This is a genomic window from Rhizobium sp. NZLR1, from assembly GCF_017357385.1.
In the GTDB taxonomy this organism is placed as follows: Bacteria; Pseudomonadota; Alphaproteobacteria; order Rhizobiales; family Rhizobiaceae; genus Rhizobium.
In genome coordinates this window covers 875273-902124 of sequence record NZ_CP071632.1, presented here as the reverse complement: position 1 = coordinate 902124, position 26852 = coordinate 875273, and the positions used below count along the sequence as shown (strand labels likewise).

25 protein-coding genes and 1 tRNA gene are annotated in these 26852 nt (G+C 61.8%); 11 read left to right on the top strand and 15 right to left on the bottom strand.

Annotated features, from left to right (window positions below; genetic code table 11):
• Positions 1-187: 187 nt before the first annotated feature.
• Both glcE and J3O30_RS04490 read right to left on the bottom strand, forming a co-directional pair.
• Positions 188-1387, bottom strand: coding sequence for a glycolate oxidase subunit GlcE (gene glcE, locus J3O30_RS04495; protein WP_207583077.1), 1200 nt, complete (start codon positions 1385-1387; stop codon positions 188-190).
• Positions 1384-2823 carry an FAD-linked oxidase C-terminal domain-containing protein gene (locus J3O30_RS04490; RefSeq protein WP_207583076.1) on the bottom strand — a complete coding sequence of 480 codons (1440 nt, stop codon included), beginning with the start codon at positions 2821-2823 and terminating at the stop codon, positions 1384-1386. Before J3O30_RS04490 ends, glcE begins: the two co-directional genes overlap by 4 nt.
• Positions 2824-2987: 164 nt before the next feature.
• Here J3O30_RS04490 and J3O30_RS04485 point away from each other — a divergent pair, with 164 nt between their 5' ends.
• Positions 2988-3884: a LysR family transcriptional regulator gene (locus J3O30_RS04485; RefSeq protein WP_207583075.1), complete on the top strand. Its 897-nt coding sequence runs from the start codon at positions 2988-2990 to the stop codon at positions 3882-3884.
• Positions 3885-3964: 80 nt separating this feature from the next.
• On the opposite strand, the gene J3O30_RS04480 is transcribed toward J3O30_RS04485, so the two are convergent.
• Positions 3965-4816: a LysR family transcriptional regulator gene (locus J3O30_RS04480; protein WP_207583074.1), complete on the bottom strand. Its 852-nt coding sequence runs from the start codon at positions 4814-4816 to the stop codon at positions 3965-3967.
• Between the two features lie 136 nt (positions 4817-4952).
• Between J3O30_RS04480 and J3O30_RS04475 the strand changes: the two genes are divergently transcribed.
• Entirely contained in the window at positions 4953-5948 is a 996-nt protein-coding gene (locus tag J3O30_RS04475) for a zinc-dependent alcohol dehydrogenase family protein (protein WP_207583073.1), read from the top strand.
• 22 nt (positions 5949-5970) lie between these two features.
• Here J3O30_RS04475 and J3O30_RS04470 read toward each other — a convergent pair whose 3' ends face one another.
• Both J3O30_RS04470 and J3O30_RS04465 read right to left on the bottom strand, forming a co-directional pair.
• Entirely contained in the window at positions 5971-7128 is a 1158-nt protein-coding gene (locus tag J3O30_RS04470; protein WP_207583072.1) for an adenosylhomocysteinase, read from the bottom strand.
• A gap of 99 nt (positions 7129-7227) precedes the next feature.
• Positions 7228-8106 carry a LysR substrate-binding domain-containing protein gene (locus J3O30_RS04465; protein WP_207583071.1) on the bottom strand — a complete coding sequence of 293 codons (879 nt, stop codon included), beginning with the start codon at positions 8104-8106 and terminating at the stop codon, positions 7228-7230.
• A gap of 262 nt (positions 8107-8368) precedes the next feature.
• On the opposite strand from J3O30_RS04465, the gene J3O30_RS04460 reads away from it, so the two are divergent.
• From J3O30_RS04460 to J3O30_RS04440, 5 genes are all read left to right on the top strand, one after another.
• Positions 8369-8935 carry an NUDIX hydrolase gene (locus J3O30_RS04460; RefSeq protein WP_207583070.1) on the top strand — a complete coding sequence of 189 codons (567 nt, stop codon included), beginning with the start codon at positions 8369-8371 and terminating at the stop codon, positions 8933-8935.
• Between the two features lie 63 nt (positions 8936-8998).
• Entirely contained in the window at positions 8999-10498 is a 1500-nt protein-coding gene (locus J3O30_RS04455) for an inorganic phosphate transporter (RefSeq protein ID WP_207583069.1), read from the top strand.
• Positions 10499-10628: 130 nt separating this feature from the next.
• On the top strand, positions 10629-11366 hold the full coding sequence (locus tag J3O30_RS04450; protein ID WP_207583068.1) for a 16S rRNA (uracil(1498)-N(3))-methyltransferase: 738 nt from the start codon (positions 10629-10631) through the stop codon (positions 11364-11366).
• A gap of 147 nt (positions 11367-11513) precedes the next feature.
• Positions 11514-12887 carry a glutamate--cysteine ligase gene (locus tag J3O30_RS04445; RefSeq protein WP_207584257.1) on the top strand — a complete coding sequence of 458 codons (1374 nt, stop codon included), beginning with the start codon at positions 11514-11516 and terminating at the stop codon, positions 12885-12887.
• Positions 12888-13100: 213 nt separating this feature from the next.
• Positions 13101-13964: a DUF937 domain-containing protein gene (locus tag J3O30_RS04440; RefSeq protein WP_207583067.1), complete on the top strand. Its 864-nt coding sequence runs from the start codon at positions 13101-13103 to the stop codon at positions 13962-13964.
• A gap of 87 nt (positions 13965-14051) precedes the next feature.
• Here J3O30_RS04440 and J3O30_RS04435 read toward each other — a convergent pair whose 3' ends face one another.
• Positions 14052-14351 carry a DUF1127 domain-containing protein gene (locus J3O30_RS04435; protein WP_207583066.1) on the bottom strand — a complete coding sequence of 100 codons (300 nt, stop codon included), beginning with the start codon at positions 14349-14351 and terminating at the stop codon, positions 14052-14054.
• 203 nt (positions 14352-14554) lie between these two features.
• On the opposite strand from J3O30_RS04435, the gene J3O30_RS04430 reads away from it, so the two are divergent.
• Complete coding sequence (locus tag J3O30_RS04430) at positions 14555-15511, top strand: LysR substrate-binding domain-containing protein (RefSeq protein WP_164010060.1); 957 nt, start codon at positions 14555-14557, stop codon at positions 15509-15511.
• 4 nt (positions 15512-15515) lie between these two features.
• Here the strand turns inward: J3O30_RS04430 and J3O30_RS04425 are convergent, their stop codons facing one another.
• From J3O30_RS04425 to J3O30_RS04405, 5 genes are all read right to left on the bottom strand, one after another.
• Entirely contained in the window at positions 15516-16157 is a 642-nt protein-coding gene (locus J3O30_RS04425) for a TetR family transcriptional regulator (RefSeq protein WP_207583065.1), read from the bottom strand.
• A 289-nt stretch (positions 16158-16446) separates the two neighbouring features.
• Positions 16447-16863 carry an MAPEG family protein gene (locus J3O30_RS04420; protein ID WP_207583064.1) on the bottom strand — a complete coding sequence of 139 codons (417 nt, stop codon included), beginning with the start codon at positions 16861-16863 and terminating at the stop codon, positions 16447-16449.
• An 84-nt stretch (positions 16864-16947) separates the two neighbouring features.
• Complete coding sequence (locus J3O30_RS04415) at positions 16948-17502, bottom strand: hypothetical protein (protein ID WP_207583063.1); 555 nt, start codon at positions 17500-17502, stop codon at positions 16948-16950.
• A 2-nt stretch (positions 17503-17504) separates the two neighbouring features.
• Complete coding sequence (guaB, locus tag J3O30_RS04410; RefSeq protein WP_207583062.1) at positions 17505-18989, bottom strand: IMP dehydrogenase; 1485 nt, start codon at positions 18987-18989, stop codon at positions 17505-17507.
• A gap of 303 nt (positions 18990-19292) precedes the next feature.
• Positions 19293-20285 (bottom strand): MBL fold metallo-hydrolase, encoded by a 993-nt coding sequence (locus tag J3O30_RS04405; protein WP_207583061.1) that lies wholly within the window; start codon positions 20283-20285, stop codon positions 19293-19295.
• Between the two features lie 251 nt (positions 20286-20536).
• On the opposite strand from J3O30_RS04405, the gene J3O30_RS04400 reads away from it, so the two are divergent.
• Positions 20537-21961 (top strand): DHA2 family efflux MFS transporter permease subunit, encoded by a 1425-nt coding sequence (locus J3O30_RS04400; RefSeq protein ID WP_207583060.1) that lies wholly within the window; start codon positions 20537-20539, stop codon positions 21959-21961.
• A gap of 55 nt (positions 21962-22016) precedes the next feature.
• On the opposite strand, the gene J3O30_RS04395 is transcribed toward J3O30_RS04400, so the two are convergent.
• The 3 genes from J3O30_RS04395 to J3O30_RS04385 form a co-directional block, all read right to left on the bottom strand.
• On the bottom strand, positions 22017-22400 hold the full coding sequence (locus tag J3O30_RS04395; RefSeq protein ID WP_207583059.1) for a VOC family protein: 384 nt from the start codon (positions 22398-22400) through the stop codon (positions 22017-22019).
• Positions 22401-22455: 55 nt separating this feature from the next.
• Positions 22456-23175, bottom strand: a complete 720-nt coding sequence (locus tag J3O30_RS04390; RefSeq protein WP_207583058.1) for an RlmE family RNA methyltransferase — start codon at positions 23173-23175, stop codon at positions 22456-22458.
• Between the two features lie 111 nt (positions 23176-23286).
• Positions 23287-24858, bottom strand: coding sequence for a Ppx/GppA phosphatase family protein (locus J3O30_RS04385; RefSeq protein ID WP_207583057.1), 1572 nt, complete (start codon positions 24856-24858; stop codon positions 23287-23289).
• A gap of 241 nt (positions 24859-25099) precedes the next feature.
• Between J3O30_RS04385 and J3O30_RS04380 the strand changes: the two genes are divergently transcribed.
• Positions 25100-25173: transfer RNA gene (locus J3O30_RS04380), tRNA-Gln, on the top strand.
• A 300-nt stretch (positions 25174-25473) separates the two neighbouring features.
• Here J3O30_RS04380 and J3O30_RS04375 read toward each other — a convergent pair.
• The gene (locus J3O30_RS04375) at positions 25474-25914 is read right to left on the bottom strand and encodes a hypothetical protein (protein WP_207583056.1); all 441 of its coding nucleotides are present in this window, start codon (positions 25912-25914) and stop codon (positions 25474-25476) included.
• 521 nt (positions 25915-26435) lie between these two features.
• Here J3O30_RS04375 and J3O30_RS04370 point away from each other — a divergent pair.
• Positions 26436-26846, top strand: a complete 411-nt coding sequence (locus J3O30_RS04370) for an ester cyclase (RefSeq protein ID WP_207583055.1) — start codon at positions 26436-26438, stop codon at positions 26844-26846.
• Positions 26847-26852: the final 6 nt, after the last annotated feature.

Genomic DNA, 26852 nt, shown 5'->3' with positions numbered 1-26852 from the left:
CCCCACAAGGAGGGAGATTGGCAAGAGGTTGGACGATCGGTCCCGCTCTGTCGTGTTGGCGTCGCAGTTCCGGAGTTGTTCGGGCCTAAATTGTTTGGGGAAGCCGTCAACCCCATCCGATCTCCCCCCTTGTGGGGGAGATGTCCGGCAGGACAGAGGGGGGTACTCCGCGCACAGACTCATCTTCTCACCCCATCTTCCCCGGATTAAAAATCCCCGCCGGATCGAACTTCTCCTTCACCCGCCGCGACAGCGTCGCCACCGCCTCGGGCTCGGGTTGGAAGGCGGCGGTGACCGCCCTTGCTTCGCCTGATGCGCGGATCAGCGTCGCATGGCCGCCGCCAAGCGCCTTGATATAGCGGCGGACCAGGTCGGCTTCGGGGCCGGCCTCCATGCGCATCCAGACGAGTCCGCCCTGCCAATCGTAGAAGGCGTCGACGCCGGCTTCCAGGCGCAGCGCTGCGACCAGTTGATGGCCGGTGCCGGGGGCGACCGAGACGCGCCAGACCGGCCGCAAAGTCGTATCGGCATAGGGCAGCACGTCACGGATTTCCTGCCAGAGCTTGCGGCTTTCCGGCTCATCCAGCCGCGTCACCGTCGCAAAGGCCGACATTGCCGCCGCAAGCTTTTCGATGCGCGCGTCGACCGAGCTCGCCAGGCCTTCAATGCGCAGAACCGTCGCCTCGCCCTCCGGCAATTTGCCGGCGAGGAATTTCCACGTCACCGTCAGTGGCAGGTGGGCGGCACCCGAGACTTCGACCGGCAGCGCCATCGTCGCCGCCATGGCGTTTGCCGCCTCGGCGTCGTTGAGACCGGATAGAACCACCGTACGCTCGGTCTTCGGACGCGGCGGCACACGGAAGGTGACTTCGGTGAGGAAGCCCAGCGTGCCGTGCGAGCCGGCGATCAGCTTGACCAGGTCGAGGCCGGTGACATTCTTCATCACCCGGCCGCCGGCCTTGATGATCTCACCGCGGCCGTTGACGAAGCGTACACCGAGCAGGCTGTCGCGGGCGGCTCCCGCGATCAGCCGACGCGGGCCGGAGACATTGGCGGCAAAGACACCGCCGATCGTCGGCTCACCCGAGGTTCCCATGACAGGGCGATGGTCCATCGGCTCGAAGGCGAGCATCTGGCCGCTGTCGGAAAGTGCCGCCTCGACCTCTGCAAGCGGCGTACCCGATCGCACGGTCATGACCATTTCGCCGGGTTTGTAGGCGACGATGCCGGCAAGCCCGGTCGAGCGCAGCCGGTCTTCGGCGATGACGGCATTGCCGAAGCCCGAGCGGGTATCGCCGCCGCAGATTGCAAGCGGCCGGCCGGCATCGACATGGGCGCGGACGATCGCCGCCGCCTCTTCCTCGCTCGTCGGCATCAGATCGATCATGCGGGGGGACGCCCTTCGAGCGGGAAGACCTTCGACGGGTTGAGGAGCCACCCGGGATCGAAGGCGGCGCGCGCCGCCATCTGCTGGGCGAGATCGGCCTCGGAATATTGATGTCGCATCAGGTCGCGTTTCTCGATGCCGACGCCATGTTCGCCGGTGAGGCAGCCGCCGGCATCGACGCAGAGCCTGAGGATATCGTTGCCGGCCGCCTCGGCACGGGCGGCATCCTCCGGATCGTTGGCGTTAAAGAGGATCAGCGGATGCATGTTGCCGTCGCCGGCATGGAAGACGTTGGCGACCCGCAGGCCGTAATGATCGATGATCTCGGCGGTCCTCTTCAGCACGTGCGAAAGCTGGCTGAGCGGCACCGTGCCGTCCATGCAGATATAGTCGGCGATGCGGCCGGTGGCGCCGAAGGCGGATTTGCGGCCCTTCCAGATCAGCGCCGCTTCGGTCGCCGACTGGCATTCGCGCACGGTCTTGACGCCGTGGCGGCGGGCGATCTCGACGATGTCCTTCAGCGTGGCGTCCATTTCCGCTTCCGACCCTTCGACCTCGACGATCAGCAGCGCGCCGACATCGAGGGGATAACCGGCATGGGCAAAAGCTTCGCAGATCTCGATGGCCGGTTTGTCCATGAATTCGATCGCGACCGGAACGATGCCGGCGGCGATGACATCGGCAACGCAGGCGCCGGCCTCTTCCGAAGTCTCGAAGCCGAAGAGCACAGGGCGGGCACCCTCCGGCTTGGCGATCAGCCGTACCGTCGCCTCGGTGACGATGCCGAGCTGGCCTTCATGGCCGCAGACGAGGCCGAGCAGGTCATAACCCGCCGCATCCAGCGCCTTGCCGCCGAGTTCGATTACCGTGCCGTCGACCAGCACCATCCTGACGCCGAGCAGATTGTTGGTGGTGACGCCATATTTCAGGCAGTGGGCGCCGCCGGAATTCATGCCGATATTGCCGCCGATGGTACAGGCGAGCTGCGAACTCGGATCGGGGGCGTAGAAAAAGCCGTCAGCGAAGACGGATTCCGAGATATTGAGGTTGGTGACGCCAGCCTGCACCACGGCGCCGCGGTTCGGCAAGTCGATTTCGAGGATGCGGTTCATCTTCGACAGGCCGAGCACGACGGCGTCCTCTTGCGGAATGGCGCCACCGGAAAGCGAGGTGCCGGCGCCGCGCGGCACGACCGGAATGCCGTAACGGTGGCAATAACGCATGATGGCCGAAACCTCGGCCGTGGTGCGCGGCAGGGCGACGGCGAGCGGCAGACGACGGTAGGAAACGAATGCGTCGGTCTCGAACGGCACCAGTTCACGCGCCTCATGGACCAGACATTCCGGTGGCAGAAGTTCGGTCAGATCGGCGACGATCTGGGCTCGGCGCGCCAGCACATCGGCGCGCGGCTCGAGAAACGATATGGCGTCGGACATGGCGTTCTCCCTGATTCTCTTTCATCGGGAAAATGACAACAGGAAATGGCAGCGGAAACCGGCCGCGAACCTCCCTGCCGCCGATAGACCCGGCTTAACACTTTCCCGAAATTGGCGCAAATGCTAAGCACTTATGACAAAAAGGGAAAAAGTCACAAAACCTTATGACCAATCTGGGTGATCTCGAAATCTTTGCCAAGGTCGTTTCGACAGGCAGCATGTCGCTCGCCGGGCGCGCGCTCGGCTTTTCTCCCGCCGTCGTCTCCAAACGGATCAAGCGGCTGGAGGATCGGCTCGGCACCCGGCTTTTGCAGCGCACGACGCGGCAAATCTCGCTGACGGAGGCCGGACAGGGTTTCTACGACCGCGTTCTTGGCATTCTCGCCGGGTTGGAGGAGGCGGAATTCTACATTTCCGGCCGCTCGGCGCAGATGCACGGCACGCTGAAGATCTCGGCGCCGACCTCTTTCGGACGCATGCACATCGCGCCGCATCTGAAGACGTTTATGCAGGCGCATCCGGAGCTTACGATCAACCTGGTGCTGACGGACGAATTCAGCGACATCGTCGGCGGTGGTTTCGATCTGGCGATCCGCATCGCGGAACTCACCGATTCGAGCCTCGTCGCTCGCCGGCTGGCGCCAGTGCGCCGGCTGCTCTGCGCCTCGCCGGATTATCTGACGGCACATGGCGAACCCAGGCATATCGACGAGTTGAAACACCACCGCTGCCTGCCGGCGCATAATAACGACACCTGGCGGCTGAACGGGCCGGGCGGGATGCTCAGCCTGAAGCCGGAAGGCATGTTGATCACCAATTCCAGCGAGGTGATCCGCGAGGCGGTCATCTCAGGCCTCGGGATCGCCCTGCGCTCCACCTGGGATATCGGCGAAGAGCTCAAAGCCGGCCAGCTGGTGCAGGTGCTGCCGGCCTATGAAGGCTCGCACAATGTAGCACTTTCGGCCGTCTATCCCAGCCGGCAGTTCCTGCCGGCCAAGGTGCGGCTGTTCATCGATTATCTCGCGGAGCTTTACGGCCCCGTCCCCTATTGGGAGATATGACTGCAGACCCAACTGGAAATTGGAGCGTGATGTCGCTCCGAAAATCGCTCACATTTTCGGGATCATTTTCCAGCGTCGGTTCAGCCCGCCAATCTCTCGATGACAAGATCCAGCAGGGCGCGCAGCCGCGCCAGGCGTTTCATGTCGCGGTGATAGCCGACCCAGGTGTCGCGGCCGGGCGGTGCCTCGCCGAGACCGACCAGTTCGATGGCAGCAATGGAATCACCGAGCGGCCGCGGCAGGACCGCGAGCCCTGCTCCATTGGCACAGAGCGCCGCCTGCACATCGCGGCTGTTGCTGCGCAAGACGATTTCAGCCCGCGGCAAGAGGCGCTGCAGCCAGCCGACATCCGGCATGTCGCCGAAAGCCTCGTCCATGGTGACGAGGCGGGCGCCGGCGCCATCGAATGCTTTCGGGTGCGGCGCGCCGCGACGGATGTAAAGGCCGTATTCGATATGGATGAGCTTGCGCGATATGATCTCCGCTTCCGTAAAGGGCTGAATGCGGAAAACGAGGTCGGCTTCGCGTCGCGGCAGGCTGAGAAGCCGGCTGTCGGTCAATAATTCAACCACCACCTTGGGATGGACTTGGGAGAATTCCGCCAGCACCGGCGAAAGCATATGCACGCCGAACCAGTCGGATGAGGATAGCCTGAGAAAACCACCGAGCTGGCGGCTGCCGCCGGTAAGGACGCGCTCCACAGCAAGCGCCTCCTCCTCGATGCGTTCGGCACCGGCGAGCACGACCGCGCCTTCCTCGGTCAACACAAAGCCCTCCGTGGTGCGCTGAAATAACGTCTGGCCAAGAGAGGCTTCAAGGGCACGCAACCGCCGGCCCATCGTCGGCTGCGTCAGCCCGAGGCTGCGGGCTGCTGCCCCCAGCGTGCCGAACCGTGCGATCGCCAGAAACAGCTTCAGGTCGCTCCATTCCATCACTCGTATCCATCAAACAAAAATGCATGAGCTTCAGTCGTTGTCTTTTATTTTCATTCGCGTTTCAATGAGCGATCTTTCTTCCAGAAGACCCGTTGCGACCGTAGGCGCCACACTGCGAACGAAGGAGAGTTGCATGTCGATACAATCAACGATGAAAGTGCTGCTGGCGGAATCGCCGAATTCGCCATTGCGGATCGCCGATGTTCCGAAGCCGGTGCCCGTCGAAGGCCAGGTCCTGGTGCGCATCACGGCGAGCGGCGTCAATCCGCTCGACCTCAAGATCCGAGCCGGCAATGCGGCCCATGCGCGCCACCCGCTTCCGGCCATTCTTGGCATCGATATGGCAGGTATCGTCGAAGAGATCGGACCCGGCGTCGGCGGTTTCCGTCGCGGCGACGCGGTCTATGGCATGACCGGCGGGGTCGGCGGCGTTCAGGGATCGCTTGCCGAATTCGCAGCCGTCGACGCCGCACTGTTGGCGCCAAAGCCGCAGAACGTTTCGATGCGCGAGGCCGCAGCATTGCCGCTGGTCGCAATTACCGCCTGGGAAGGACTCGTCGACCGCGCCGGAGTGAGAGCCGATCACAAGGTGCTGGTGTTGGGCGGCGGCGGTGTCGGCCATATCGTCGCCCAGATCGCCAAGGCCGTCGGGGCGCAGGTCTATGTCATCGACGGCGCTTCGAAAATGGACTATCTCGCCGGTCTCGATGCAACGCCGATCGATCGTGCCGCGGAAGCGGTGGAAACCTATGTCGCTAGACATACCGGCGGCGAGGGTTTCGATCTGGTCTACGATACGGTCGGCGGCCAGGGGCTCGATACGGCGTTCCAGGCGGTTAACCGGTTCGGTCATGTCGTGAGCTGCCTTGGCTGGGGAAATCACGCGCTGGCGCCGCTCTCCTTCAAGGCGGCGACCTATTCCGGCGTCTTCACGCTGCTGCCGCTTCTGACCGGCGAAGGACGCCCCCATCACGGCGAGATCATGCGTGAAATGACGAAGCTGGTCGAAGCCGGCAAGGTGGTGCCAAGGCTCGACCCGCACCGCTTCACACTGGGCGATACCGACGAGGCACATCGGCTGATCGAAAACCGGCAGGCGGACGGGAAGCTCGTCGTCGAGATCGACTGATCTCTTCGCTGAATGCTCACATCTAGCGCGCCAAATCCAGATAAGCGTTGGCCACCATCGCGTCGATATCGCCGGGGACCGGCACGATGCAGGATTGGGGAGCGGCCTCGCCCTTGGCGATGCGTTCCAGGCAGCGGGCCTGAAGGGTGAAGCCGAGATCCATCGATTCGACGGTATTGCCGAGCGGCCGCGGACCGGCGAGATTGGCCATGTGGCCGCCGCCCAGCACATGGAAGGAACGACCGTCGATCAGATGGAAGGTCTCGATATGGTCGGCCTCGTAACAATCGATGCCGACGACATCCGAATGGCGACGGAAAGCCTCGACATCGATCTCATGCGGGAAATGGCCGCCATTCATCAGGATCGCGCCGTGCTTGATGAGGAGCAAGTCGGCCGCCGTGACGATGCCGGCAAAGCCGGTGACGGTGACGATTATGTCGGCCGAGCGAATCGCATCGTCACGCAGCGGCGTGACGAAACCGTCGAGATGGGCTTCGAGCGTCGTCACCGGATCGATATCGACGACGCTGACGGTGGAAAAGGCGTTGCGGAAACAGGCGGCCGTGCCCTTGCCGCAGGCGCCGTAGCCGAAGACCGTCACACGTTTGCCGTTGGTCGAGCGGTTGGTGAAGCGCAAATAGCTTTCGAACAGGCTCTGGCCGACGGCATGCCGGTTTTCGGCGAACTGCTTGATCGGGCTGTCGTTGATGACGAGGATCGGCATGTTCAGGCGTTCGCGCAACGGCAGCAGCCGCGTGCGCCCCGAGGTGGTCTCCTCGGTGCCGCCACGGAGATTGGCGTAGGGCCTCTCCGCCGCCATGGCGAAGAGATCGCCGCCATTGTCGAGCAGCAGATCCGGCTTTTCAGCAATTACTGCTTCGAGGCTGCCATGATGGGCGGCGGGATCGGTCGTCTGCGTGGCGAAAACGGTGATGCCCTGGGACCGCAGGAACTCGACCGTCGAAGGCTGGGTGCTGTTGAGATTGCCGGTGCAGACAAGATGCGCGCCGCCGGCGCGAAGCGTCATCAGCAGCGCCACCGTCTTCGGTTCCAGATGAATGCCGGTGCCGATCGACAGGCCAGCGAAGGGACGCGTCCGCTCGAATTCGGCCGCGGTCGCCTTCAACAGCCGACAGCTGCTGCCGATCCAGTCGATGCGTGTCGCAGTCTTTTCCATCATTTCATCCCTGTTGCCGATGCTCCCATATTTTTTAGCGGAGCGACAGGGCAGCGACTATGGAGATTATTCTGGCGAAGGAGCAGAAAATCTGCCCTTTCAGCTCGCTTTTCCGCAACGGCGCAGCCAGCCGGACAGGGCCGCAAAACCCGGTCGCTTGGCATCCGGCGTGCGGCAGCAGAGGCTGTAGCCGGACGGCCGGGAGATGAAGCCGTAGGGCGCGACCAGCTGACCGCGCTGAAGATCGTCCTCGATCGAGGCGCGCGGCGCAAGGGCGATGCCGAGCCCCGAGCGGGCGGCACCGAGCGCCAGCAGCAGATCCTCGAATTCCTGGCGGCGGGAAAAGGCAACCGGCGGCGTGCCGCTTTCGACAAACCACTCGTCCCAGAGCTTGGGAACGCTGCGGCTGGCAAGCATGGTGAGCCGGCCCATTGCCGCCGGGTCGCGCGACAGTGTCGCGGCAAGCGCCGGCGTGGCGACCGGGCCGAACCCGTCCTCCATGAACCGCACAGCGTTAATCCCCGCGGACGGCCGGTATTCGCCGCCCATGATCACAGCGTCCAATTCCGGGTGCATCTGCAACGGTTCGACCACCGTCATCGGTACGATGTCGACCACCACATCGCCGAGACTCGTCTGCATGTCCGCGACACGCGGCATCAGCCACCAGACCGCGAAGGCGGAGGGCACGCCGAGGCGGATGCAGCCCGGCACCGCGCCTTCAAGCTCGCGAGCGGCGCGCTGCAGAATGTCGAAAGCCGCACCGCAAGCCTCGGCGAAAGCGCTGGCCTCTGCGGTCGGGATCAGCCTGCGGCCGTCGCGTGCAAAGAGCTTGCGGCCGAAGTGGCCCTCGAGCGTGGCAATCTGCTGGCGCACAGCGCCGCGCACCACATTCAGCTCTTCGGCAGCCTTCAGAATGCTGCCGTGATGGCAGACCGCCTCGAAGGCGCGGACGGCATTGAGCGGTGGAAGGCGCATGTTTACGACATTCAAAAATGATGGTGGATCACTTGATCTTGCGATTGAACGAAAGGCAAGACCACGCCATATTGTACACCTGTGCAATGTGGCGCATTCGAAACAGGACGTGACGGATTTTTAAGTCTGGTCCAGGTTGATTTCCTCTATGAACGGCGATCGAATCGCGTTCGGAGCGTCTGCGGCTTTTGGATTGCGTAAGCTTTTCGTGATACACGTATATGAGTGATTCCTAACAACCACTGTGAAGGTGACCCGACAATTGACTCTTCTCGCCCGATTGGCATCCGATGTGCAGCTGATGTTCCGGCGTCCGCCGCGACAGCAATATGGTGCGATCTGCTATCGGGTGAAGAAGAAGAGCGGTGATGCCGAGGTCCTTCTGATGACGAGCCGCGATACCGGTCGCTGGGTCATTCCCAAGGGCTGGCCGATGACGGGCAAATGCGCCCATGAGGTCGCCGCACAGGAGGCCCTCGAGGAAGCCGGTGTCCGCGGCACGGTCGAGACGGAAACGCTCGGCGCTTACAGCTACCCGAAAGTCCTGCGCGACGGCGTGCGGGTGGCCTGCAAAGTGCAGGTCTATGGGCTCGAAGTCACCGATCTGGCGAAAAACTTCAAGGAAAAGGGCGAACGCACCATCGAATGGGTCTCATTTGACGAGGCCGCCGGGCGCGTGCGCGAACCGGAGCTTCGCACCCTGTTGCTTGCCTTCAAGCAGACGGTATCGGAAAGATTTGCGACCCGACGGGCCAAAGAGATTCCGGCTGCCAAACAGATTTCGACGGCCAAACCAATTTCGGCGGCCAAACCAATTTCGGCGGAATGAATCCTGCCATCTTGCGGTGCTAGAAAAGCAACGTAGAAGCAGATTTCATACCTCGGAAAAAGAATGCCGCCACGTCCCACAGTCCTCACGAAACGCACGCTCGACAAAGACCTCGCCAAGATCACCCATGCCGAGGACGCGACGAAGCATGTTTTGCGGCGGCTGGTGGCGCCTGGTCTCGGGCTGATCTTCGTCGGCCTGACGATGCTGTTTGCCGGCGTCTATGTGTTCGACCAGCCAGGAGCGGTGCTCGTCGTGGCGGCAGCAGCCCTTGCCGGCTACATGGCGATGAACATCGGCGCCAATGACGTGACTAACAATGTCGGCGCTGCCGTCGGGGCGCGCGCCGTGACGATGGGCCAGGCGCTGGTCATCGCTGCTATTTTCGAAGTTCTCGGCGCCACGATCGCCGGCGGCGATGTCGTCAAGACGATTTCCTCGAACATCGTCGACACGGTCCAGGTGCCGCCGGCGATGCTCGGCTGGATCATGATGGCGGCACTGATGGCGGCCGCCCTCTGGATCAATCTCGCAACCTGGATGAACGCGCCGGTTTCGACCACCCATGCGATCGTCGGCGCGGTGATCGGCGCCGGTATCGCGGCCGTCGGGCCGGAACCGGTAAATTGGCGGGTGATGCTGGAGATCACCTCGAGCTGGATCACCTCGCCGCTGATCGGCGGACTGATCGCGGCCGGGCTGCTCTACCTCGTCAAGACGCTGATTATCTATCGCGACGACAAGGTCGCGGCCGCCCAGCGCTGGGTGCCGGTGCTGGTCGCAGTGATGGCCGGCGGCTTCATGGCCTATATGGTGCTGCAACTGTCGCCTACCGGCAAATTTCCGTCTTTCACCATCATCCTCATCGGCATCGGCATCGGGCTGGTCAGCTGGCTTGCCGCCCGGCCGCTTGTGCTCGCCCAGGCGCGCAATCTCGAAAACCGCAACAGCTCGCTGCGGGTGCTGTTCCGGCTGCCGCTGATCGGCTCTGCGGCGCTGCTTTCCTTTGCGCATGGCGCCAACGACGTTTCGAACGCGGTCGGGCCGCTTTCGGCGATCGTCCACTCTGTCGGTATCGGCGGCGGTGACGGCATCGGCCATCCACCGCTCTGGGTGATGCTGATCGGCGCCTTCGGCATCTCCGTCGGCCTGCTGCTGTTCGGGCCGCGCCTCATCCGCCTGGTCGGCGAGGAGATCACCAAGCTCAATCCGATGCGGGCCTATTGCGTCGCGCTGTCGACCGCCTTCACCGTCATCGTCGCCTCCTGGCTCGGCCTGCCGGTCAGCACCACGCATATCGCCGTCGGCGCCGTCTTCGGCGTCGGCTTCTTCCGCGAATGGTATACGCGCCATTCGAAGCGCCGCATCGCCTATATCAAGCGTAAGGCCGAAAACTTCGATATCGACGAGCCGGAGGAGCCGAACATCCACGAGACACGGCGGCGCTATCTCGTACGCCGCTCGCATTTCATGACGATCATCGCTGCCTGGATCGTCACCGTGCCGGTTTCGGCAGCGCTTGCGGCAATGATATATTGGGTTATGTTCGCGCTCTTCGTCTAGAACAGGATGATTTTAGGCCCGCTCGGCCTAAAATCTGAATCCTGTTCTAAATTAAAGAGTTAGAGCATGATGCCATAAGAAAATCGCACACACTTTTCGGCATCATGCTCTAAAACCCGCGAGTTTTTAAATGCGCGCCAATTTCCGCATGCAACGGCTTTTCGTCGACGCGCCGCTTTCCAGCGGCGCCGCCCTCGAGGCGAATGCCGACCAGTTCAACTATCTCGCCAATGTGCTGAGGATGGAGGAAGGTGGGGAGATCCTGCTCTTCAACGGCCGCGACGGCGAGTGGAAGGCGACCCTCTCCTTCCCCACGCGCAAACGCATCCTGCTGAGAGCAATCGAAGAGACGCGGCCGCAGCCGCAGCCGTGCGACCTGCATTATCTCTTTGCGCCGCTCAAGGTCGGCCGCCTGGATTATCTCGTGCAGAAGGCGGTGGAAATGGGCGCCGGGCTGCTGCAGCCGGTCATGACCCAGCACGTCCAGGGTAAGATCACCAATCTCGACAAGCTGCGCGCCAATGTCGTCGAAGCGGCGGAGCAATGCGGCGTTCTCGGCATTCCCGATGTCGCCGAGCCCATGAGGCTTCTCGACCTGCTTGACCGCTGGCCGAGGGAGCGCCGCATCATCTATTGCGACGAGGGCGATGCCGGGCAAAATCCGCTGCCGGTGCTTTCAGCGATCAAGGAAAGGCATCTCGCTCTGTTGGTCGGGCCGGAAGGCGGCTTTTCCGAAGAAGAACGGACGCGGCTTCGAAGCCTCGATTTCGTCACCGCAATTCCGCTCGGACCGCGCATCCTGCGAGCCGATACGGCAGCCGTTGCAGCCTTGGCGCTGGTCCAGGCGGCGATCGGCGACTGGACCTGACGCCGAAAACGGGTGGACACGGAAATTGCTGCTATTTTTTTGATGCGTCGTTGAAAGAATTTCACTTGCAACATGGGTGGCTTGGGTCCAAATCACCCTTCCAATTGCCCGGCCCCCTGGGCGCCTTTTTCAATGCAGGTATCCCGCATGGCCCGCGACACCACCGACCAGACACCGCTCTCTTCGGTCCAGGATCTGACCGATTATATTGCCGCGGGCAACAAGCCGCGGGAGCGTTTCCGGATCGGCACCGAACATGAGAAATTCGCCTTCTTCCGCGCCGACAACAGCCCGGTTCCCTATTTCGGCGATGCCAGCATTTCGGCCCTGCTGACCGGCCTGCAGAAGAAAAACGGCTGGGAGCCGATCACGGACGGCGGCAACATCATCGGCCTTGCCGAGCAGAGCGGCATGGGCGCCATCTCGATTGAGCCCGGCGGTCAGTTCGAACTCTCCGGAGCACCGCTGGAGACGATCCATGAGACCTGCAAGGAATCGAACCAGCACCTGGCGACGCTGCGCGAAATCGCCGAGCCGATGGGCATCCGCTTCCTCGGCATCGGCGGCAGTCCGAAATGGACCTATGCGGAAACCCCGCAGATGCCGAAATCACGCTACGAGATCATGACCCGCTATATGCCGAAGGTCGGCACCATGGGTCTCGACATGATGTACCGCACCTGCACCATCCAGGTGAATCTCGATTTCTCCTCGGAAGCCGACATGCGCAAAAAGATGCGCGTCTCGATGAAGCTGCAATCGCTGGCGACCGCCCTCTTCGCATCCTCACCCTTTACCGAGGGCAAGCCGAACGGGCTGCTCTCTTGGCGGGGCGATATCTGGCGCGATGTCGACAACCGGCGGGCCGGCCTGCTCGATTTCACTTTCCGCGACGACTTCGGCTTCCGCGACTATGCCGAATGGGCGCTCGACGCGCCGATGTATTTCATCGTCCGCGACGGCCGCTATCACGACTGTACCCACGTCACTTTCCGTCAGTTCATGAATGGCGCGTTGAAGAGTGAGATCGCCGATCCGGCGCCGACGATGGGCGACTGGACGAACCATCTCTCGACACTCTTCCCCGACGTGCGGCTGAAGCGTTTCCTCGAAATGCGCGGCGCCGACGGCGGCCCGTGGCGGCGCATCTGCGCACTGCCGGCCTTCTGGGTCGGCCTGCTCTATGACGATGCCGCACTCGAGGCCGCCGACGCGTTGACGAAGGATTGGAGCTTTGCCGAGGTCGGCGCCCTGCGCAATGCTGTTCCGGCGCAAGGGTTGAAAGCGCAATTCCGCGGACATTCGCTGTTCGACATGGCGCGCGAAGTGGTCGGCATATCGAAGGCTGGCCTCAAGGCCCGCGGCAAGCTCAACGGCGAAGGCCAGGACGAGAGCATCTTCCTGGCGCCGCTCGACGAGGTGCTCGCCAAGAAGGCGACGCTCGCCGAAGATCTGCTGTCGCTCTACCACGGCCGCTGGCACGGCTCCGTGGAACCTGTCTTCGAGGACTATCAGTACTGAGCCTGGCCAAAATTTCTCTCTAAAGCGCCTCGCGATCTTTCAGATTCGCTCCTAGCGCTTTAGCCCTTTGTTTTTACGCATGTCGTTATCGCAAAACCGCTGCACACTTTTGCGCGACATGCTCTAAGTTCTTATGGCAAAAAGCGGTTTGCGCTCTGCCATTTCCGGTTATAGTGACGTTACAATACGCCGCGAACCGGGAAAGGGACTTCCATGCTGCCACTCTTCGACATGATGATGCAGGCGCAGAACGGCGCGGCGATGGAGGCAGTCGCCCGGCAGTTCAACCTCGCCCAGGAACAGGCGACCAAGGCGATGGCGGCGTTGATGCCTGCCTTTTCCGCCGGCCTGAAACGCAGCACCAGCAACCCTTATGATTTCGTCGGGCTGATGCAGGCTGTCTCGTCCGGCAATTATGCACGATATTTCGAGGATATGAGCCGGGCCTTCACGCCGGAGGGCATTTCCGACGGCAACAACATCCTTGCCCAGCTTTTCGGCTCGAAGGAGGTTTCGCGCGCAGTGGCCGCGCAGGCCGCACAGATGACCGGCATCGGCCAGGACATCTACCAGCGGATGCTGCCGGTGCTCGCCGATACGCTGATGGGCGGGCTCTTCAAGCAGACGACCGGCCAGATGGCCTCACCGGTCAACCCCTTCGTCAACACGGCGATGGGCGAGACAATCCAGAAATGGCTTGAGAGTACCGGCTTTGCGCCGAAACCGAAGATGGCCCCAGAGGCCAGCATCTTCGACAATCCCTTCACCCAGGCGATGCAGCAGATGTTTTCGGTACCGAGGGCGGAACCGGCGTCTCAGCCGAACCCCTTCCTCGACAATCCCTTTGCCAAGGCCTTTCAGGAGATGATGGGCGGGCTTGGCCAGCCACCGGCGGCCAAACAGCCGACGACGAAGACGCCGGAGGCGCCGACGGAAGAGGCGAAGGTTGCCGACAGCTATACCGAGATGCTGAACGCGATGTTCGACAGCGGGTTGGAAGTACAGAAGACTTACCAGAGGAACCTGGAAACGATTTTCGAGACCTATCGGCCGAAGGCGCCTGAAACCAAGGCATAAAAAAACCCGGCGATGGCTTGGGAAAGCCGATCACCGGGTCAAGCAGCAGGGCTATTGGCTATCACCCTGCGGGGAAACTCGACGCTCCTACTCCTCGTAGGAGCGGAAGAGCGACAGGCGCCAGCGATTGCGCGCTGAGCGCGTCAGATGTTCCGAGGGGTCCTCGAAGAACGTCGAGGCCAGGAACGCAGAGGTCAGGTCGGCCCTGCTAAGGCCGATATCCCTAAGCTGCGTGTCGTTCAGATCATGCAGCGCGTTGATCTCCATGCGATTGCGGAACCCGCGAAAGAGGGAGACCAGCGGAGCGAGGCCTGCCGCCAGGCGCTGGGAAAGCGTCGGGGTAAGCTTGCTGCAGTCGAGTTCTAGTGTTCGGTCTGTCGTGTGCATCGAACTCTCCTTTCTCGGGCACGCAACAACCCAACCCCTTCCGCGAGGTCGTGCGGAAAGGGATAAGGCTGAATTCTGCTTGGACAGGCAGGGTGTCTGTCCTTCACTTTGCTTGATTTGCATCCCGAAGATGCCAAAGAGCTATTGATCAGTCCAACGAATGTTTCTAATGATTATCATCAGCTATCTTTATGGGTGACACCATGGCCGCGCCTCTTGATCTCGACCAGTTGCAGACTTTCATCGCCATCGTCGATTCCGGCAGCTTCACCAAGGCCGCCGACAGGGTCTACAAGACCCAATCGGCCGTCTCCATGCAGATGCGCCGTCTCGAAGAGCGCATCGGCAAGCAGCTGTTCATCAAGGACGGCCGCGGCAACCGGCTGACGGTCGAGGGTGAAAAACTGCTCAACTATGCCCGTCGCATCATCCGCCTCAACAATGAGGCGATCGCGGCGTTCGACGATAACAGGCTGGAAGGGACGCTGCGTATCGGCACGCCGGACGATTATGCCGACCGCTACATGCCCGAGATCATCGGCCGCTTCGCCAAGACGCATCCGAATGTCGAACTCTACATCGTCTGCGAGCCCTCGGTGGATTTGGCCGAGCGCATGCACAAGGGCGAGCTCGACATCGCGCTCGTCACCCATAATCCGCGCGAGCGCATGTCCGATGTGGTGAGAACCGAGCCGCTTTGCTGGGTGGGTTCGGCAAACCATCCGATCCGCGACGACGCGCCAGTGCCGCTTGCCGTCGGCCGGCGTGATTGTCAGTGGCGCCAGCTTGCCTGTTCGGCGCTCGATGCTGTCGGACGCGAACACCAGATCCTGTTCACCAGCTGGTCCTGCACCGTCGTTGCCGCCGCCGTACTTGCCGGCATGGCGGTTTCGGTGATGCCGGAATCGGCGCTGCGAACCGGCATGAAAGTACTGAGCCAGGCGGACGGCTTTCCGGCGCTGCCGCCGGTACAGATCGGCATTATGAAACGGCCGGGCGTTTCGCTCTCGCTGATGAACGCGATCACGGCGCATATCACCGCCTGCCTCGACAACATCACGCCTGCTGTCGTCGACGACAACCTCGATGCGGACGTCAAATCCGCCCAGGCACGCCTTTATCCGCGGCTGAAGGCCGCCAATATGGTACCGAGCTGGTAAGTTTTTAGGCGGCGTTCGGCAGGGTCGTGGCGAAAAGGGAGGCGCGGATGACGCGTTTCCACTCGTCGAGCATGCGCCGCGCCAAAGTCTCCTCGCTGACGGCGGCAAGCCGGATGACGGCGCCGATCAGGTGGCTGAACAGGTAAGTGCGCGCATATATCTGCTCGTCGCAAAGGCTGGGCGCCAGCCTGCGCACGGCCTGATGAAAGATACCGGCGACGCGGGCGCTATGCTCGATATTCAGCTGAAGTAGATCCTGGTCGGTCTCCGTTCCCATCCAGACGCCGAGATAGACGGGATCATTGTGGTAGGAATCGTAGTACCAGTCGATGATGTCGCAGACCAGGTCGAGCGCCTGGTCGAGCGACCGTACGTCGGCAAACATCGCCGCCGTCTTCGCCTGGATTGCCGAGGCGTGCTGGTCGAACAAGGCTTTGACGATCGCCGCCTTCTCGGGAAAATACTGGTAGACCGAGCCGATCGGCACCTTGGCAGCGACGGCAAGTTCCGTCATCCGCATGGCGCTGACGCCCTTTTCGGCAATGATCTTGGCGGCGGCGGCGAGAATGAGGTCCAGCCTCTGGATGCTGCGCTCCTGCTTCGGCTGCCTGCGCAGGCCTATCCGATCCATGCTTTCCGCGCCCATGTCGTTCCCGTTCTTATCGTTCGCGAGAGAAGGCATCATGCCAAGCCAGCGAGTCGGGCGGATATGACATTGCAGGTCTTCATCAGTCGTAAATGAAAACGCTCGCATTTTAACGACCGGCAAAAGCGTGTGAAATCAGGCGCCTAGATCATATCATGCTAATTGATCAGCAATTGAAAGACCTGAAATAGTTGCAGAATTCTTCGAGCGAAGTGATATCCATGCCGCTGCCCGAGACGAGTGACTATGCCGGCCACCGGACGCCTGACGAGGCACTCCGCGCCGGGCCTCAGCTCATGGCCATCCATAGGGCGAGCCAGACCCACATAGCTCCTAACACCAGGTATCCGGCGGCAAAGATCGGGCTGCGGTAGCGCAGATCGTTGCTGGAGACATGGATGGCGGCATGGGCGTAACGCAGCGCGACGAAGATCCAGGCGAGGCCGACGGCGACGATGTTGTCGGCCTCGGTGGTATAGAGAAGAATACAGCAGGCGTAGAACAGCACCGGCAGTTCGAATTGGTTGGCGAGGCAGTTCTTGACGACGAGGCTTTCGGCCGGCTCATCACGATTTTCGCGGTAGTCCGATTTCGCGATATCGCCGGCGCGGACCATTTTTGCGCGCCGCAGCCCAAGAAGCGCATAAAGACCGTAGACCAGGGCGGCATGGGCGAGGAGTGGCCAGAAGATTTGATCGCCGGTCATATGGTTCCTAAGTCTTTTCGCTTCCGAATTCGTTGCGAGCAGTAGCCGAAAGGGAAGCCGGATACCAGCGCCCGATAAAGCCGCTCAGTCCTCGCGCGCCGAAAGCCAGCGGGCGATGGCAAGCCGGGCGATGAGGATGAAGCAGATGGCGAGGCTTACGAATTTCAGCCGTGTCATCCATGGCAGCAGCTCGGCTGCGAGACTTGCGGACGCACCGTTGCCGAAGGCGGCCAGGCTCGCAATATTCTCGCCGTAGTCGGCGATGCCGTAGATCAACGGCAGCAGATAGACCGCTTTGCCTGCGAGCGGATGCAGCGATCGGCCGAACCACGCGCCGGCGGGACCAAGCTTGGCGAAGGCGAGGAACAGCAGCGCTGTCAGCAATGCCGGAAAGATCAGCTCCGGCCCGAAATACATGGCCCGGAGCAGCTTGGTCGCCGTCTCGTTCTCATCGAGCAGTTTCTGCATATGAAAGACGGCCGACTCGTCGTAACCGGCGAAATAGGTATCGAGAACCGCCTGTCCGGTTTCGTGCTTGAAGGGCACAACGAAGCCGAAAGTCGTCCAGGCAAGCACGGCAAGGCAGAGGGCTGCGAGCAGCGCGACGATCCAGAGAGGAATCCCGCTGCCCGCTTTCATGATCAGAGGCCGGCGCCCGGATAGTTCGGGCTCTCACGGGTGATGGTCACGTCATGGGCGTGGCTTTCGCGAAGACCGGCGCCGGAGATACGCACGAAGGTCGCCCGCTCCTGGAAATCCTTCAGGTCCTTGCCGCCGACATAACCCATGGCCGCCTTGAGGCCGCCGGCGAGCTGGTGGACGACGGCCGCGACCGGTCCCTTATACGGCACCTGCCCCTCGATACCTTCGGGCACGAGTTTCAGCGTGTCGCGCACCTCCGCCTGGAAATAACGGTCAGCCGAGCCGCGGGCCATGGCGCCGACGGAGCCCATGCCGCGATAGGCCTTGAAGGAACGGCCCTGGTAGAGATAGACCTCGCCCGGGCTCTCATCGGTGCCGGCCAGCAGCGAACCGATCATGACGGCGGAAGCGCCGGCGGCGATCGCCTTGGCAAGATCGCCGGAGAATTTGATGCCGCCATCGGCGATAACGGGCACGTCCTGAGCCTGCGCTGCCTGAACGGCCGACATGATGGCCGCGAGCTGCGGAACGCCGACGCCGGCAACGATCCGTGTCGTGCAGATCGAACCCGGGCCGATACCGACCTTGACGGCATCCGCGCCGGCATCGATCAGCGCTCTGGTGCCGTCATAGGTGGCGACGTTGCCGGCCATGATGCGCACCGAGTTGGACAGCTTCTTGACACGGGTGACGGCATCGAGGACGCGCTGCGAATGGCCGTGGGCGGTATCGACGACCAGAAGATCAACGCCGGCCTCGATCAGCCGTTCGGCGCGCTCGAAACCGTCATCGCCGACGCTGATGGCGGCAGCGGCGCGAAGCCTGCCCTGGGCATCCTTGGAGGCATTCGGGTTCAGCTGTGACTTTTCGATATCCTTGACGGTGATCAGGCCGACGCAGCGGCCTTCGGTATCGACGACCAGCAGCTTTTCGATGCGATGCGAATGCAGCAGGCGCTTGGCCTCCTGCTGATCGACGCTCTCCTTGACGGTGACCAGACTGTCCTTGGTCATCAGCTCGTGGATCTTCTGCTCAGGATCGGAGGCGAAGCGGACGTCGCGGTTGGTCAGGATGCCGACGAGGCGGCCCGACTTCTCGACGACGGGAATGCCGGAGATGCTGTGCGATTTCATCAGGCCGAGTGCTTCGGCAAGCTTTGCATCCGGGCCGATGGTGACCGGATTGACGACCATGCCGCTTTCGAACTTCTTGACCTGGCGGACCTCTTCGGCCTGCTCGATCGGCGTCAGGTTGCGGTGGATGACGCCGAGGCCGCCGGCCTGGGCCATGGCGATCGCCAGGCGGCTTTCGGTGACGGTATCCATGGCCGAAGAAAGGATCGGGATGTTGAGATCGAAATCCCAGGCGATGCGGGTGGAGATGTTCGTCTGGCCGGGCATGACCTCGGAGTGGCCGGGCTGCAGCAGCACGTCGTCGAAGGTAAGCGCGTCCGCGCCGGTTGCCGTTTCAATGATGCGTGCCATGGCCAAATTCCTTCATTTAATAAAAATGCGAGCACGCCCGGAAACGAATCGTCCGCCCCGGCGGTGTGCATGGGATTGCTTGGAAGTTGGCGAGGGCTGGTAACACGTCTATGACAGGAAGGAAATAGCAAAAAGCCCGGCCTGTCCGCCGGGCTCGGCATGGGTGCCATCCGCCTGGAGCATCTCCTGATTTCCCCAGGTCAAGGAGATGCTCTATCTCTTTGTTTTCATGCATTCCCGGCAAAAGCGCTTTGCGCTTTGCCTGGCAAAACTGCGGCCCAGCTTTGCTGGAATTGCTCCAGATCAGATGTCGAACTGATAGGTCTTCGGCACGAAGCGATAACCGCCATCCTGCCTTTCGACGAAGCCGACGGCGGGGAACGGCATGTGGTAGCCGAGGAAGGCGATCTTTTCGGCCGCGATCATCTCGAAAACCTTGCGGCGGGTGGCGGCTGCCTGCGTCTTGTCCATATCGAAGCGCACTTCCCAATCCGGCCGCAGCAGCGACAGGATATAATGGTTGGCGGTATCGCCTGTGAGAACCAGGCGTTTGCCCTCGGATTCGACGTGGAACACCATATGCCCCGGCGAGTGTCCGGCCGCCAGCATCGCCGTTACGCCGGGGGCGAAACTGTCGCCGTCCTTGATGAACGTGGTCTTTTCGGCAAGCGGCGCGACATTGGCGAGCACCGCCTTGTGGCCGCCTTCGGCCGGCGTGCCCTCGCGTGATTTGTCCGACCAGAAATCATACTCGGTCTGGCCGACGACATAGCGGGCATTCTTAAAGGCCGCCGCGCCATTTTCCATCAGGCCGCCGATATGATCGCCGTGCAGATGGGTCAGCGCCACCAAGGTGACGTCGTCGGCTGAATAGCCTGCGGCCTTCAGGCCTTCGGTAAGCTGGCCGGCGCCCCTTGCGCGACCGCCAGCGCCGAAGCCGGTATCGACGAGAATGACCTCCGAACCGGTATCGATGAGAGCCGGCGTATATCCGTTCATGAACTTGTCGGCCGGCAGGAAGTTTGCGGTCAGCAATGCTTTGACGGTTTCGGGGTCCTGATTGCTGCCGAAGGTTTCGTGCGGGTTTTCCGAGACATTGGTGCCGTCGCGCACGACGGTGAACTTATAGGAACCGAGCTTGAATTGATTGATCTCGGGCAACGGCGTTAAATCCATCTTACTGCTTTCTCCAGTCGCGGCCGCTTCGGCCCTCTCTCTTAAAATGACCGGCGCTGCGAACAGGCCGAGGCCTGCGGCAAAAAGGGCGCGCCGTTTTATTCCCGACGAAATTTCCACATGTCCATCCTCTTATGACCTGCGGTGCGTCACCGCACTGGCCCCGATGTCGATTCCGGCCGGATTTCTTGCCCCGGCAGGGTACACACATGTCAATCTTGACAGTTGATGTTGTCGGACAAGCCGTCTCACGCAGACGTGAAGCAAACATGTCGTCGAACCGGATTTGAGCATTGGCAGGCCTCTGAAGTGGGTCTAAACAGCACGGGCCTTCCCAGCTCCCATCCGCAGCCCATCAAGGCCTCCCGCCTATGAACCGCATCGTCCCGCTGATCCTTGCCGTCGCTCTTTTCATGGAACAGATGGACTCCACCGTCATTGCCACGGCGCTGCCGGCGATCGCGGCGGATCTCAATGTCGGGCCGATCACGCTGAAGCTGGCGCTGACCTCCTATATGGTGGCGCTGGCGGTGTTCATCCCGGTCAGCGGCTGGATGGCCGACAGGTTCGGCGCCAAGAAGATCTTCCGCCTTGCCATCTCCGTCTTCGTCATCGGCTCGATCTTTTGCGCCATCTCGTCTAACCTCGTCGAATTCGTCTTTGCCCGCTTCCTGCAGGGCATGGGCGGCGCGATGATGACGCCGGTCGGCCGTCTCGTGCTGGTGCGCACGACGAAGCGCAGCGATCTGGTTTCAGCCATGGCGCTGCTGACCATCCCGGCGCTGGTCGGACCGCTCACCGGCCCGCCGCTCGGCGGCTTCATCACCACCTATTTCAGCTGGCACTGGATCTTCCTGATCAACGTGCCGGTCGGCATCATCGGCATCTGGCTTGCAACGATCTTCCTGCCGGAGGTCGAGGCGACGGCGCCGCCGAGGCTCGATTTCACCGGTTTCGTGCTCACCTCGCTTACGGCCGCCGGCGTCGTCTTCGGCTTGTCGGTGGTCAGCCTGCCGGCCCTGCCCCCGATCATCGGCGTCACCGCCACCATGATCGGCCTTATCTGCGGCTTCCTCTATATCAGCCATGCCAAACGCCACCCGGCGCCGATCCTCAACCTCAACCTGTTCAAGAACCCGACCTTCCGGGCCTCGACCTTGGGCGGCACGCTCTTTCGGATCTGCGTCGGCGCCATGCCCTTCCTGACGCCGCTGATGCTGCAGCTCGGCTTCGGGCTGACGCCATTCCAATCCGGCCTGATCACCTTTGCCGGAGCGATCGGGGCGATCACCACCAAGTTCATGGCAAAGCGCGTTTTCGCGGCCGCCGGCTTCCGCACGACACTGCTTTGCGCCGCCATGGTGACGACCCTCGTGACCATCGTCACCGGCCTGTTCACGCCGGCAACGCCGCATCTGGCCATCATCGGCGTGCTGCTGCTCGGCGGCTTCTCCCGCTCCTTCATGTTCACCGGCGTCAATGCGCTTGCCTTTGCCGACATCGATGATGCCGAAGCCAGCCAAGCGACATCGATGAACTCGGTGATGCAGCAGGTCAGCCTGGCGCTCGGCGTTGCGGTCGCAGCCGCAATCCTGGAAAGCTCGATCTATATCAGGGGTGAAGCGTTGCAGGTCGCCGATTTCCACCTCGCCTTCTACATCATCGCCGGACTGACGGTCATTGCGACCATTCCCTTCATCCGGATGGATCGCAATGCCGGCGCGCTCGTTTCCGGCCACCGCGCAAAGCTGGTGACGGCGTCGACGATCGAAGCCGAGCAGCCGGCGGTGAAATAGGCTCCGAGTGCTCCAGCCTCCTTTGCGCGCCTGAAAAGACGCGCGGCGCTGTCGTCTATTCAGGGTTTTCGCAGACGGCAGAGAGCTTGTTGCCGTCGAGATCGCGCACATAAGCGGCATAGAAATGGGCGTGGTAGGAGCGCAGGCCCGGCCCGCCTTCATCGACGGCGCCTGCCGCCATCGCCGCCACATGGAAGGCGTCGACATCGGCTCGGCGTTCGGCTGCAAAGGCGACCATGGCGCCATTGCCAGACGTCGCCCGGCGGCAATTGAACGGCGTCACCACCCAGAAGCGGCAGCGCGTATCGCTCTCGGCGGAATAGCCGATTTCCTCTTCCGAATAATGCTGGCGGCGATAGCCGAGCAGAGGCAGCACGGCATCATAAAAATGTCCTGCGCGATAAAGATCGTTGGTTCCGAGCGTGACGTAAAGAAGCATGGGACCAGCAGCTCAGCTCTTGAGATCGTCATCATCGGCCGAGACCAGCCCAAGATCAAGCCTGCTCTGCGTCACCTTCGGCCTTGCGTCCCTTGAAGCCCTTGGCGAGCAGGAACATCTCGACCGATTCGGCGCGCGATGCGTTCGGCTTGACATGGACGACCTGGCGGAAATTCTGCTTCAGCATGGCGAGCAGCTCACGCTCGGTGCCGCCCTGGAAGGTCTTGGTGAGGAAATGTCCGCCCTCCCCCAGCACCTCGACGGCGAATTGGGCCGCGACTTCGCAGAGATGCATGGTGCGCAAATGGTCGGTGCGGTGGTGGCCGGTGGTCGGTGCTGCCATATCGGAGAAGACGAGATCTGGCGTGCCGCCGACCGCCTCCAGCAGCTTTTCCGGCGCCGTCGGATCGAGGAAATCGAGCTGCAGGATCTTGACGCCGGGCAGCTGGGCCATTTCGAGAAAATCGATCGCGGCCACACGGATATCCTCATCCGTCGAGCCGGTGACCTTGGCAGCGATCTGCGACCAGCTGCCGGGTGCAGCACCCAGATCGATGATGCGCTTGGCGCCGCGCAGGATATGGTGCTTCTCGTCGATCTCCAAAAGCTTGAAGGCGGCGCGGGCGCGATAGCCTTCCAGCTGGGCGCGCTGGACATAGGGATCGTTGATGTGGCGCTGCAGCCATTGGCGCGAGGAGGCCTTCATCTTCTTGTTCTTGACGCGCTGGCCGAGCTTGCGGCCGGTGCGGTTTCCCGCGATCGGTGCTTTGGTCATGCCTTTTCCTTATCTAGAGCATGATGCCGAAAAGTGTGCGCGGTTTTCGGACGACATCATGCTCTAACTCTTTGATTCATATCCGGATTCAGATTTCAGGTCGGCCTGAAATCATCCGGATCTGGCCCGCTGGCCGCGGCGGTTGCGATTACGCCGCCACACGCCGTCATCGGCCATCATGTCGGTGAGCAGGCCTTCCCTCAAGCCGCGATCGGCCACGCGCATGCGCGGGCTCGGCCAGCGGCGGCGGATCGCCTCCAGGATTGCGCAGCCGGCAAGCACCAGATCGGCCCGATCGGGCCCGATGCAGGGATTGGCGGCGCGGCTTTCGAAATTCCAGGAGAGCAGTTTTGCCTGCATGGCGGAGACCTCGTCATCGGACAGCCAGATGCCATCGACCTTGCGCCGGTCATAACGCGGCAGGTCGAGATGGACGCCGGCAAGCGTCGTCACCGTGCCTGATGTGCCGATCAGATGGAAGTCGCCGGCCTGGGCAACCTCGATCTCCGGGCAATCGAAACCTTCGAGCATGCCGCCGACTTCGCGGACCATGCCTTCGAAGGCCTCCGGCGTGACGTCGCGCCCGCCATGACGCTCCGACAACGTCACGACGCCGACCGGCAGCGAGGTCCAGTGAGTGATGTGATTGGCCAACCGGCTGAAACGATTGTCACCGATGCGGATGACGGCGATCTCCGACGAGCCGCCGCCGATATCGAAGAGCACGACGGAGCGTGTCTCACGCCCGACCAGCGAAGAGCAGCCGGAGACGGCCAGCCGTGCTTCGGTCTCGCGATCGATAATCTCCAGCGCGAGGCCGGTTTCGGCAACGACGCGGCTGAGGAACTCCTCACCATTGACCGCCTGGCGGCAGGCTTCGGTGGCGATCAGCCGCATGCGGCGGATCTCGCGGTTTCTGAGTTTGGAGGCGCAGATCCTCAGCGCTTCGACTGCCCTCTCCATCGCCTCGTCGGACAGACGGCCGCTGGCCGCAAGGCCCTCGCCAAGGCGTACGATGCGAGAGAACGCGTCGACCACCCGGAATTGCCCCGGGCGGGTCGGCTGGGCGATGAGCAGACGGCAATTGTTGGTGCCAAGGTCGAGAGCGGCGTAGAGTTCGTCCGGCCATGCATGTTCGCCGGCCTGGCGATCGCCCTGAAACCCGGGATGGCCGTGACTATCCTGGCGGCCCTTGCGGTTGGCGGCTGTGCTGTTCTGTGTTTCGCGCGGAACTGCAATGCGCAGCGTCTCATCCGCACGGCTTTCCTGTTGCGGGGCACTTGATGGTTTTGCCGACGTCAGCGGCCGGCCCTGAAGACCGCGCTTGCCGCGATGTTTGCGGCGGTTGCGCCGGCTCGGCGTCTGCTCGCCTTCGGACCGAGCAGCACTGTCCACCGCTTGGGTCTGCTCCATCGGATGGGCATGTGGGGAACCGTCCTGCGGCGCGCCATGGCCGCCACGACGGCGACGCTTTCGCTTGCGGGCCGGATTGCCGGCCGCATCTTCCATCGGGCGCGCAGGCTGTCCGGCACCGCCGGTAGGCTCATGCGAAGCGGGATGAGCCGCGCTGCGGGAATGCCCGCCACGCTTGCCCTTGCGGCGCCTGGACTTCTTGCCGTCCTTGCGCCCTTCCGCCGACGCCCCGTCAAATTGCGGCTTTGCGCCGCCTTCGGGGTCTTCCACGTTGTTTTTCCACCGCGCCGCGCAAGTTCTGAGATATGCAGCAGGCGCTCATTTGATTTTTGCGTTGCGGCAAGAATATCAGCGCCCGCAGAAATCGCCAAATTCTTTTTTGAACCGCGATTTGGAGCAGTTTCGCCTTTCTTAGGGAACACCGATTTTTTTCAGAACGGGTATTTGCAATCCACCGGCTTTTGGTTATAAGCGCCGCACAGCAGCCAAGCCATGCTTCGGCGGCAACTGCTGGGGAATAGTTCAATGGTAGAACGACGGACTCTGACTCCGTTAATCTTGGTTCGAGTCCAGGTTCCCCAGCCAATTTTTAGACCTATCCCTTTCTGTTTAATAGCTGCGATCCCACAAGAGAAAAAGTGACGTCTTTGCAGTTACTTGGCGCGGTTTCGCGTCAAGTACCATGTGACGTTCTCCAGATCCCAAGGATGCTTAGAGCTCTCTATAAGACGGCTGGGGACCCTATTCGAGTGCCTCAAGCCCTGACCAACGACGGCGTTGGGGCCGACAGTGGAACGGCCGTTTTTTAGATCGTAGCGCTGAAAGCCGACCTTTGTATTCAGCGTAGTGGGCCGACTGAAGGGACGACGAACGGAGCGACAGCCCCTACTTTACCGTGATGGCAATACCGCTGAGATCGGCGTTGACTTGCAGGCCTACCTGCTTGCCGGAGAGTTCGAGTTGGGCGCCCTTGTCATTGGTCATGACGATCACCTGGGCCCCTTTGCCGAGCGCGCCGCCACCGCCCGCCGCACCGTAGACCCCCGTCACATCTCGGGCGCGGCGAATATGGCGAACGGTACCATGAAAATAGGTCTTAGAAGCCCCGAAGGCGAGGCCGCCCGAGATGCCGCCGACAGAGACGGGATAGCGGCGACCATGGAAGGTCAGCGTGCCCTCGCCTCCAGAACCACCCACAAAGAAGGCAGCCTTGTAGACCGAGAAGCTGATCGTACCGCCGTCGGCATGCGCGGAGCCGGCAAAGCTGATTCCTGCTGCAGCGATAACCGCAGCCGCGACTGAACGAAATCTGGACGAAATCTTCATGATGCGAGTCTCCTCAAAATCGAGGCTTACCCAGCCAGGAGGGCACGTCTGCGTTATGCCAAAGTTACAGTCTGAAACAGTCTCGCCCGCCATTAGTTCCAAGCACGCGGCCAGAATCCGGCTGGGAGAAGGCCGCCACGAAACGAGGCTGGTGGCAAACATAGCCTCGGTGACAGGGCCGGTGGCCACGCTCGGCTGACTCATCTAGAGCACGAAAGCGAGGGATGCGCAAAGCTGTAAACATTTCACAACCCACAACCTTTGACGGCGTTGCTGAGATGCGCTCGGAGGCGCGTCGCGGCGCCACGTACAGCGCGGTCACAGCAGATGTCTGCTTCCGGGCAAGGTCAAGATCGACTTCTACGGCCGATATGAGGCGCAAAGCGGAAATCATTTCCGCTTTGCGCCCAGAGTGGACACCTGTAGCAGGTATGACTTGCTACAGGATCGCGGAACGTCTACCACAACATTATACACAGATGCACTGTATATAATGTTGTCGTTTGTGCGAAGGATCAATCATGTCTACCGACCGCAAAGAGGTGGTTCGCCGCTTCAACATCGAGGTCATTCAAAATGGGAGCGAAACAGAATTTCATGCCTTGATGGCTCCCCACTTTGTGAATCACGCCGCGCCGCAGGGAATGCCGAACGGCCCGGAAAGCATGTGGCACACCTTCCAGAATATTCTTCGTCCGGCTCTATCGAACCTGGAGGTAACGATCCATGACCAGATCGCCGAGGGAGATAAGGTCACAACTCGAAAGACGATAAGCGGAGTTCACACCGGTACTTTGCTGGGCGTTCCGGCGACGGGACGGGACGTTTCCATTAGCGTTATAGATATTGTGCGAGTTCAGGACGGCAAATATGCTGAGCATTGGGGCGTGAACACCTTGCCCAACGTGCTCGCTGCATTGTCCAAGGCTTGATGCGAA

Excerpts from the sequence above, each read along its gene's own strand:
- glcE (WP_207583077.1), bottom strand. The coding sequence starts at position 1,387 with ATGATCGATCTGATGCCGACGAGCGAGGAAGAGGCGGCGGCGATCGTC.
- J3O30_RS04490 (WP_207583076.1), bottom strand. The coding sequence starts at position 2,823 with ATGTCCGACGCCATATCGTTTCTCGAGCCGCGCGCCGATGTGCTGGCG.
- J3O30_RS04485 (WP_207583075.1), top strand. The coding sequence starts at position 2,988 with ATGACCAATCTGGGTGATCTCGAAATCTTTGCCAAGGTCGTTTCGACA.
- J3O30_RS04480 (WP_207583074.1), bottom strand. The coding sequence starts at position 4,816 with ATGGAATGGAGCGACCTGAAGCTGTTTCTGGCGATCGCACGGTTCGGC.
- J3O30_RS04475 (WP_207583073.1), top strand. The coding sequence starts at position 4,953 with ATGTCGATACAATCAACGATGAAAGTGCTGCTGGCGGAATCGCCGAAT.
- J3O30_RS04470 (WP_207583072.1), bottom strand. The coding sequence starts at position 7,128 with ATGGAAAAGACTGCGACACGCATCGACTGGATCGGCAGCAGCTGTCGG.
- J3O30_RS04465 (WP_207583071.1), bottom strand. The coding sequence starts at position 8,106 with ATGCGCCTTCCACCGCTCAATGCCGTCCGCGCCTTCGAGGCGGTCTGC.
- J3O30_RS04455 (WP_207583069.1), top strand. The coding sequence starts at position 8,999 with ATGCCGCCACGTCCCACAGTCCTCACGAAACGCACGCTCGACAAAGAC.
- J3O30_RS04450 (WP_207583068.1), top strand. The coding sequence starts at position 10,629 with ATGCGCGCCAATTTCCGCATGCAACGGCTTTTCGTCGACGCGCCGCTT.
- J3O30_RS04445 (WP_207584257.1), top strand. The coding sequence starts at position 11,514 with ATGGCCCGCGACACCACCGACCAGACACCGCTCTCTTCGGTCCAGGAT.
- J3O30_RS04440 (WP_207583067.1), top strand. The coding sequence starts at position 13,101 with ATGCTGCCACTCTTCGACATGATGATGCAGGCGCAGAACGGCGCGGCG.
- J3O30_RS04435 (WP_207583066.1), bottom strand. The coding sequence starts at position 14,351 with ATGCACACGACAGACCGAACACTAGAACTCGACTGCAGCAAGCTTACC.
- J3O30_RS04430 (WP_164010060.1), top strand. The coding sequence starts at position 14,555 with ATGGCCGCGCCTCTTGATCTCGACCAGTTGCAGACTTTCATCGCCATC.
- J3O30_RS04425 (WP_207583065.1), bottom strand. The coding sequence starts at position 16,157 with ATGGGCGCGGAAAGCATGGATCGGATAGGCCTGCGCAGGCAGCCGAAG.
- J3O30_RS04420 (WP_207583064.1), bottom strand. The coding sequence starts at position 16,863 with ATGACCGGCGATCAAATCTTCTGGCCACTCCTCGCCCATGCCGCCCTG.
- J3O30_RS04415 (WP_207583063.1), bottom strand. The coding sequence starts at position 17,502 with ATGAAAGCGGGCAGCGGGATTCCTCTCTGGATCGTCGCGCTGCTCGCA.
- guaB (WP_207583062.1), bottom strand. The coding sequence starts at position 18,989 with ATGGCACGCATCATTGAAACGGCAACCGGCGCGGACGCGCTTACCTTC.
- J3O30_RS04400 (WP_207583060.1), top strand. The coding sequence starts at position 20,537 with ATGAACCGCATCGTCCCGCTGATCCTTGCCGTCGCTCTTTTCATGGAA.
- J3O30_RS04395 (WP_207583059.1), bottom strand. The coding sequence starts at position 22,400 with ATGCTTCTTTACGTCACGCTCGGAACCAACGATCTTTATCGCGCAGGA.
- J3O30_RS04390 (WP_207583058.1), bottom strand. The coding sequence starts at position 23,175 with ATGACCAAAGCACCGATCGCGGGAAACCGCACCGGCCGCAAGCTCGGC.
- J3O30_RS04375 (WP_207583056.1), bottom strand. The coding sequence starts at position 25,914 with ATGAAGATTTCGTCCAGATTTCGTTCAGTCGCGGCTGCGGTTATCGCT.
- J3O30_RS04370 (WP_207583055.1), top strand. The coding sequence starts at position 26,436 with ATGTCTACCGACCGCAAAGAGGTGGTTCGCCGCTTCAACATCGAGGTC.